Annotated in this window: 1 protein-coding gene; it reads left to right on the plus strand. The window is 67.5% G+C overall.

Features of this window, described 5'->3' with window-relative positions:
* On the plus strand, positions 1-915 hold a 915-nt coding region (locus tag N5079_RS35040), incomplete at both ends, for a glutathione-independent formaldehyde dehydrogenase (protein WP_315967908.1).

Genomic DNA, 915 nt, shown 5'->3' on the forward strand with positions numbered 1-915 from the left:
AATCATGAGAGCAGTCGTATACGAGGGTCCTCGTACGGTAAGGGTCGAGGACGTTCCGGACGCCCGGATCGAGCGGCCAACCGATGTCCTGGTCCGCATCACCACGACCAACATCTGCGGGTCGGACCTGCACATGTACGAAGGCCGGACCGACTTCGAGACAGGCCGAGTCCTCGGCCACGAGAACCTCGGCGAAGTGGTCGAGGTGGGCGAGGCGGTCGACCGGGTCCGCGTCGGCGACCTGGTCTGCATCCCGTTCAACATCTCGTGCGGCTTCTGCGCGAACTGCGAGAAGGGCCTGACGGCCTACTGCCTCACCACCAATCCCGAGCCGGGCATGGCCGGGGCGGCGTACGGCTTCGCGGACATGGGGCCCTACAACGGCGGCCAGGCCGAGTTCCTGCGCGTGCCGTACGGCGACTTCAACTGCCTGGTGCTTCCCGACGACGCCAGGGAGAGGCAGACGGACTACGTCATGCTCGCCGACATCTTCCCGACCGGCTGGCACGCCACCCAGCTCGCGTGCGTCCAGCCCGGCGACAGCGTCGTGATCTACGGCGCGGGGCCTGTCGGCCTGATGGCGGCCTACTCCGCCACGCTCAAGAGCGCGAGCAGGGTCATGGTCGTCGACCGCCATCCGGACCGGCTCGCCAAGGCCGAGGAGATCGGCGCGATCGCGATCGACGACTCCAAGGTGTCGCCCGTCGATCAGGTCATGGAGCTCACCAAGGGCCTGGGCGCCGACCGGGGCTGCGAGTGCGTGGGCTACCAGGCGCACGACCCGCAGGGGCACGAGCACCCCAACATGACGCTTAACAACCTGGTCAAGTCGGTCAAGTTCGCCGGCTCGATCGGCGTCGTCGGCGTCTACATCCCGCAGGACCCGGGCAGCCCCGACGATCTCTACAAGCAGGG

Origin of the sequence: Planotetraspora sp. A-T 1434, assembly GCF_025420585.1 — a bacterium.
In the GTDB taxonomy this organism is placed as follows: Bacteria; Actinomycetota; Actinomycetes; order Streptosporangiales; family Streptosporangiaceae; genus JAOEGB01.